This window comes from Arenibacter lacus, assembly GCF_008711145.1.
Lineage (GTDB): Bacteria > Bacteroidota > Bacteroidia > Flavobacteriales > Flavobacteriaceae > Arenibacter > Arenibacter amylolyticus.
In genome coordinates this window covers 1-776 of sequence record NZ_VVIN01000204.1, presented here as the reverse complement: position 1 = coordinate 776, position 776 = coordinate 1, and the positions used below count along the sequence as shown (strand labels likewise).

Sequence of the window (776 nt, the reverse complement as noted above, 5' to 3'; positions counted from 1 at the left end):
TGGACATTTGGAAACCAAGGCTCCTCCACCGGAAGTTGTAATAATCTTGTTTCCATTAAAGGACAGTATTCCCAATTTTCCGAAGCCCCCACAGGGCATATTATTGTACGTGCTACCTAGGGCTTCTGCACTATCTTCTACAATGGGGATATCAAACCTATCGGCAATCGCTGTTATCTCCTCTACCTTATAAGGCATACCATATAAATGCACCGCAATAATCGCTTTCGGTTTTTTCCCTTTGGCAATTCCTGCGAGAATAGCTTTTTCCAATAATTGGGGTGACATATTCCAAGTCTCCCTTTCACTATCCACAAAAACCGGTTTCGCTCCCAAATAGGTAATGGGATTGGCTGAAGCTGAAAATGTAAAACTCTGACATATTACCTCATCTCCATCTGTTACACCCAGTAACTCTAGCGCTATGTGAATTGCTGCTGTACCAGAACTTAGCACTGCTACATTTAAATCATTGCCCAAATAATCTTCAATAGACTTCTCAAAAGCATCCACGTTGGGTCCTAAAGGGGCAATCCAATTGGTATCAAATGCCTCTTTGACGAATGTTTCTTCGGAACCGCCCATATGAGGCGAGGAAAGCCATATTTTAGATTTGGTTATCAATGTGTGGTCATTTATCTGTGGCAAGTAAATTTACGTATAGTTTTTATCGAGAGGGAATTATGCTGCTTACTTTCGTTCAAGATTGAATATTCTCGATTAAATACTAATCCAAACCCGTTGAAAGAAGTAAAATCAAGGTAGAAGGGGGTTTG

Annotated in this window: 1 protein-coding gene; it reads right to left on the bottom strand. The window is 40.6% G+C overall.

Annotated features, from left to right (window positions below; all coding sequences use genetic code 11):
* On the bottom strand, nucleotides 1-621 hold a 621-nt coding region (locus F1E73_RS17160; protein WP_223883504.1), incomplete at its 3' end, for a DegT/DnrJ/EryC1/StrS family aminotransferase.
* Nucleotides 622-776 lie beyond the last annotated feature (155 nt).